This is a genomic window from Arthrobacter sp. H35-D1, assembly GCF_030063185.1.
Lineage (GTDB): Bacteria > Actinomycetota > Actinomycetes > Actinomycetales > Micrococcaceae > Specibacter.
This window is the reverse complement of sequence record NZ_JASISP010000047.1, coordinates 1-6066: the sequence shown is the minus strand read 5'-3', so window position 1 is coordinate 6066 and position 6066 is coordinate 1. Positions and strand designations below refer to the sequence as shown.

At 57.6% G+C, this 6066-nt stretch carries 3 protein-coding genes and 2 pseudogenes; 2 read left to right on the top strand and 3 right to left on the bottom strand.

The window, feature by feature from the left end; genetic code table 11:
- Positions 1–1131 precede the first annotated feature (1131 nt).
- Together hxlB and hxlA are read left to right on the top strand one after the other, a co-directional pair.
- Positions 1132–1710, top strand: a complete 579-nt coding sequence (gene hxlB, locus QMG25_RS20010) for a 6-phospho-3-hexuloisomerase (protein ID WP_283462847.1) — start codon at positions 1132–1134, stop codon at positions 1708–1710.
- A gap of 54 nt (positions 1711–1764) precedes the next feature.
- The gene (gene hxlA, locus QMG25_RS20005) at positions 1765–2388 is read left to right on the top strand and encodes a 3-hexulose-6-phosphate synthase (protein ID WP_283462846.1); all 624 of its coding nucleotides are present in this window, start codon (positions 1765–1767) and stop codon (positions 2386–2388) included.
- A gap of 842 nt (positions 2389–3230) precedes the next feature.
- Here the strand turns inward: hxlA and QMG25_RS20000 are convergent.
- The 3 genes and pseudogenes from QMG25_RS20000 to QMG25_RS19990 all read right to left on the bottom strand — a co-directional run.
- Positions 3231–3728 (bottom strand): RNA-dependent RNA polymerase family protein, encoded by a 498-nt coding sequence (locus QMG25_RS20000; RefSeq protein WP_283462845.1) that lies wholly within the window; start codon positions 3726–3728, stop codon positions 3231–3233.
- A 917-nt stretch (positions 3729–4645) separates the two neighbouring features.
- A pseudogene (locus tag QMG25_RS19995) lies at positions 4646–5489 on the bottom strand (IS5 family transposase).
- Positions 5490–5945: 456 nt separating this feature from the next.
- Positions 5946–6066, bottom strand: a pseudogene (locus QMG25_RS19990) (transaldolase); the annotation flags it as partial.

Sequence of the window (6066 nt, the reverse complement as noted above, 5' to 3'; positions counted from 1 at the left end):
CAACTACTCACCGAAGAACTCAACAACACCCCCACACGGCTCCCCGGCGACCGACGCCCCCTGAACTACCAAATAGCCCAGGCCCCAATCTCAACAATGAGCAAACACGTACTTCAGGAGGTCTGAGGCTGCAGCCGGTGCCTCTCGCCTTCTTCGTCGTGCAGGTCGGTATCAGCAATAAATTGGTGGAACACAGCTGACCGGTGCTGATAGAGCAAGCACCCAACCTGTCGTTAAATTAACGAGCCAGACTGTCAACCTCGGGCATACCCATCATCCCGTTATCTCTGGCGGACAGGAACGACGTTGGTTTCCCCGTTACCTCAGTAACGCGGATCCCGGAGCGGCACAGCAGGCTTAGGCCTGAAAGCTGAAGCCACCGCGATACATGCCTGCCTTCGTTGGTATCTGACACGTCGTAAACCGTCCCGTCATTCACTCCAGCTGCGCTAACAAACGGCTACACTGCTACCCGGCTCCAGTTCACTCGATCACCGCATCCATAACACCACGAGTGAAACGTCTTGAGTGTCCAACTCGCGAGTAGCCTGACACTGCAGTCGGGCATGAGGCTGGCCAGCACAAGCGCCCTACCCGGAAGGCAAGCCCGCCCTAAAGTTAGGAAACGCTCAACAACAAGCGCCTCTCGGTAGCCCGGAACTACTCCGCCCGGGCGTGAGTCGTTAGAGATTCGCCTCGGTGTGACGCTCTTCAGATTGGCATCCCATTGGCCTGTCGTATAGGAAGCAACTGAACTGACCTTCGCGTCAGCGCAATACGCCCATGTAGTCGTGGTTGCAAGCCATGCCGGTACCCATAGGCGATCGAGCAGCTCACCCAGGCATCAAACGAACCATCGTTAGGCTGCTCTACAGGAAAATCAATACCAACATGCCTCAACCTCAGACATTGCAGGGTCAGTCGTAACCGGTGTTGGCGCTTATCCAGGTGGTCTGTCGAGGACGAAGAAGGGCGCCCTGTCCGAAAGTGTAGTTAGGACTGTCAGAAAACAGTGTTACCTCTGCTCGTTTGCTTGGCGATGATGGATATCAACCGGAAAGCATCCGAGCGGCCGTTCCAGGCCGGTGATTGAATCGAAGGGGATTAATCGTGAATCCAACAATAACGGCGATGCCTACCGTGCACACGACCGCTGGTGAGATTGGTCGTAATCTGTCCTTGGTCGGGGACGAGATCGTTGACACGGCAGCGAAAATTGATGTACACGAGGTGGCCGGCTTAGCAGGCCAGCTCGGCCAGACAGGACGGGTGTTCGTTGCCGGAGCGGGCCGGAGCGGTCTGGTCTTGCGCATGGCCGCCATGCGGTTGATGCACCTGGGCATGGACGTCCATGTTGCTGGTGACACCACCACTCCAGCCATCAGTTCCGGTGACTTGCTTTTGGTAGCTTCCGGATCGGGAACGACTTCGGGAGTGGTCAAATCAGCGGAAACAGCAGCGAAGGCCGGAGCGCGCATTGCCGCGTTCACCACCAACCCTGATTCGCCACTGGCTAAACTTGCCGACGCGTTAGTGGTCATTCCCGCAGCCCAGAAGACCGACCACGGCTCCAGTGTTTCCCGCCAATACGCCGGGTCCCTCTTCGAACAAGTGCTTTTCCTTGCCACAGAGGCTATCTTCCAGTCGTTGTGGGACAACATCGATGCACCGGCCGAAGAGCTCTGGCTCAGGCACGCCAACCTCGAATAATCGAGCCCCCACTTTCCGTACCCATCGCAGTTCCCTATAGAAAGAAGCAATATCATGAAACTCCAAGTAGCCATGGACCTCCTCACGACTGAAGCCGCACTCGAACTCGCCGGCCAGGTCGCCGAGTACGTCGACATCATCGAGCTCGGTACCCCGCTGATTAAGGCAGCCGGCCTCTCCGCTGTTACCGCAGTCAAAAAGGCACACCCGGATAAGATCGTTTTCGCCGATATGAAGACCATGGATGCCGGAGAACTTGAGGCTGACATCGCCTTCAAGGCCGGCGCTGACCTGGTCACCGTGCTCGGCACTGCCGACGACTCCACCATCGCCGGCGCCGTCAAAGCGGCCAAGGCACACAATAAGGGCATTGTCGTTGACCTCATCGGTGTGGCAGACAAGGCCACCCGTGCCAAGGAAGCCCGCGCACTGGGTGCAAAGTTCGTAGAAATGCACGCTGGCCTGGACGAGCAAGCCAAGCCCGGTTTCGACTTGACTGGACTGCTCAAAGCCGGTGAAGAAGCCCGCGTTCCGTTCTCCGTTGCCGGTGGCGTGAGCCTGAAAACAATCGAAGCCGTCCAGAAAGCCGGCGCCGACGTCGCCGTAGCCGGCGGTGCCATCTACGGCGCAGCCGACCCCGCCTTGGCAGCCAAGCAGCTCCGCGCCGCCATCTCCTAACACCAACTTCGGAGCACGGACCCCTGCAACTTACAAGGGCCCGTAGTCGAGGAATTTCAGGGACTGCCCCCCAGCGGAGAAACACCACTGAGGGGCAGTCCTTGTTCATTGACCGTCGCCCTGTCTGGGGCGGCCTTCCCTCCCAAGACCGAGCGTTTGAAAGCTCTCGTAACCCGCCCCGATCCATCCCGTTACACGCTCAGTGACACGGTTCCCTTCGGGTCTATCCAAGAGCAAAAAACTCCAGGGACCGTCGCACCAGAGCCGTGACTTTCTGCAGTCCCAGCCCGTACGCACCATCGCTGAACCAGCCCAGCCTGGGCGGTCCGCACAGCCAGAACTGTTCCTTATTCAACGTCCGATCCCTGCCCGGAAGCTTGGACCCCGATACCGGTCAGGTCCTGAGCCTGATACACGGTTGGGAATACAAAGACGTCGGAAATCAACTCTTCTGCCGCACGTTGTCCTATATTCCGCGCATGCAGATTGTCACCATCAACGCATCGACGAAGTTGCACAAGACTTCGCGAATGCGGCTCCCATGCGCGGCAGGACCGATCGGTCGAGTCCATCTGCTTTCTCTCGAGACAATCGGTCCTTGACGAAAACTCCCCGGAAATTCTTCCAGTCGGTCCAGGATGATCCCGGGCAGGTTTGGGGCGAGAAACACCGCCACCAAATTTAGGAATCAGACACACCGTTTGTGCTTGTTCGCAGATAGTGGTGATCCGTTGCCAATGACGGAAGACGCGCGGATACGCACAAGTGAGCTTCAGGAGCTTCTTCCTGCCACGGCGGGTTCAGTCATACCGTCGATATTTATTGCGGATCCAACGCACCAACTAGGCATGCATGCGTGCCATGAGGGGAAATATCAGCGATGGGTAAAACCGGCCGCAGCACCGCATCCACTCAGAAACGATCGGATTGATCGCCCGAGCCAATTCACCAAAGGTGTGATAAATCTGCCGATACATCCGCCAGTGGCGGACTTTCCGGCCGATCCTTTTCAAGGCCTGCTTGCTGACCGCGGACAGGAACGCCAGGAACGTTACTCCGTTGCGGTCCCGCGAGACGCGCGGCCGAAACGTATAGCCCAGAAACGTAAATCCAGTCCGATCAAATTTTTGGCTGCGTTTGCCGTCCTTGCAGTACACAATCCCGGTCTTGGCAGGATGCAGGACCAGTCCCAGCTCCCCCATTCGCCCGGCGATCCCCGCAAGCACCTCACGGGCCCGGGGTTCGCTGGTGCAATGCACCACCGCATCGTCCGCATAAGTCGGCGTAACACTCGAACACCACATCCGGGTGTTCTCGCACCAACCATTGATCGAAGGCATAACCCACGCACAAGTTCGCCAGCACCGGGGATACTGCGGAGCCTTGAAGGGATCCACGATCCCGACCCACCAGCACACCATTTGAGTGCTCCAACCGTGCACCAAGCCACCGCTACACATACTTCCAACACTGCCTCCGGCACACCTGAACCGCATCCGAGCGCCCGGGCCAGTAACCCTAAGAATCCGGAGGGAAGATCGGTTCGACCTTCCCTTCCAGATGCCGCACCACAACCGCTTGCGCGATCCTGTCAGCAACAGTCAGCATGCCCAACGTGCGGACCCCGCCACCGACTTTCGGTATATCAACGCCCAGCATTGCAGGAGGGAAATAGGCTCGACAAGGACATCCAATTCCAGATCTTGTCCAAGTTCCCCTGCAAGTCTTCCTCGAACATCTCCAAGGTCTGCCCGTCCACTCCCTGAGCCCCTTGACTACCCTTGACTTTCTTGTATGCCTCCCAGACTTCCCACTTCGAAATATCGAACGGTTTGCCCAGTAATTCTCGCTTAGACATCTCCAGTTCCTCCCGAAAAACTACATCGGTTGACTCTTGACCAAATGGCCACAGATGAGCCGGTTCCTTCGCTCCACCACCATTACAGCGGCTTCATCACTACTACCAACCAGTCCTTCAGCACCCCACGCAACAAGACCTAAAAGCCCATCCACCCACCCACAAAAAATGTGCCGGGCAAGTCGCAAAAGTGCTTTCTCACGTTCCCCACACGAGCAGACGATCAGGCTCACGTCCCCTCCATACAGGACACCGCCTAGCCAACCAGCGCACACCCACCAGACCCATCCCGGAACAAGAAACAACGCCCCGGTTTTGATGTCATCCAGATATGTTTCGACACGTCAGCAGCGATTCGCTAACGCTCGTCTTCCCGATCCCCACCTAGGGCGTGTCTCCTCATGCGGTGCTCCAGATGAAAACTGCTTGTAGGACCGTTGTTGAGCGGTAGGTGAGTGCGAGTTTGTCGTAGCGGGTGGCCAGTCCGCGCCATTGCTTCATGGTGTTGAAGCTGCGTTCGACGACATTGCGGCGCTTGCAGGCTTCCCTGTCGTATTCCACGGGCCGGCCACCGGCGGATCCTTTGCGTTTCCGGTTGTCTTTCTGGTCTTCCTTCTCGGGAATGACGCACTGGAGACCGCGTTCGCGCAGATAGGCTCGGATCGCTTTGGAGGAGTAAGCCTTGTCTGCCATGGCCCGTGCCGGGCAGGTACGTACCTGCCCGGCACGGGCCTGGCGGGCTTTCACCGCTTCCATGAGGTTCTCAAACAGGGGCGAGTCACCGCCCTGCCCTGGCCCCAGAAAGAGCACCAGGGGCCGCATGTTCCCATCGACCAAGGCGTGGACCTTGGTCGTCAAACCACCGCGGGACCGACCAATTGCGTGGTCTTCAGGCTCAATCAGCAGATTCTTGTCATTCGACAGGTCCCCCTGTGGTCCGGGCCATATTGGTGCCGTGCTGGTGGGCACGGTTCACCGTGGAATCCACCGACACCTCCCAATCAATCAGCCCCGCAGCATCAGCACGGGTCAACAAAGCAGCAAGGACCGTGTCCCAAGTCCCGTCCAGGCTGTAGCGGCGATGACGCTTCCACACCGACTGCCACGGGCCGAAGTGTTCAGGCAGATCACGCCACGGAATACCGGCCCGATACCGATAAATGATCCCCTCCGTCATGAGGCGGTGATCATTGAACGGCCGACCAGACTTCCCCGTCGCCTGGGGCATGAACGGGACAATCATTGCCCACTGGTCATCAGATAGAACGGCGTAACGCGATTTCACTCAACACTTATCTCAAACCACCGACGACCACATTGGGAGACACGCCCTAACACCTCATTGGATGTCTTTTCCCCGATTGCACACCACGACGGTCTTCAACCCACGCAGCACGAGGCGCTTGGCCCCCCGTGCAGGACGGATCCGAAGGGTCAAACCTTCATCACCTGTAAAACATCATCAATACAAATCCCACATACATAAGAACTCGCTTCGATGTTCATGACACACGCCGCTGCAAAGCCATTTGTGCGGGGACAGCGTCTTGAAATGTGAGATGAATCTGTTGTTGCTTTCAATTAGCGAGAACTCCCGTTAGGCATGTGATTGTTCAGTCCCACATGTTGCCAGGAGTTCTCGAATGTCATCGCGCGGTATTTTTGGTGTCGCGGCTGGGGGGGCGGGGTGTTTGGTGGTTTAGGCTGCTTTTCGGGCGGTGGTGAGGGCGTTTTCGACGTCGGTGAGGAGTTCTTTCCAGCTGGTGACGAATTTGTCGAGGCCTTCGGTTTCTAGGAGGGTGACGATTTCGTTGTAGGAG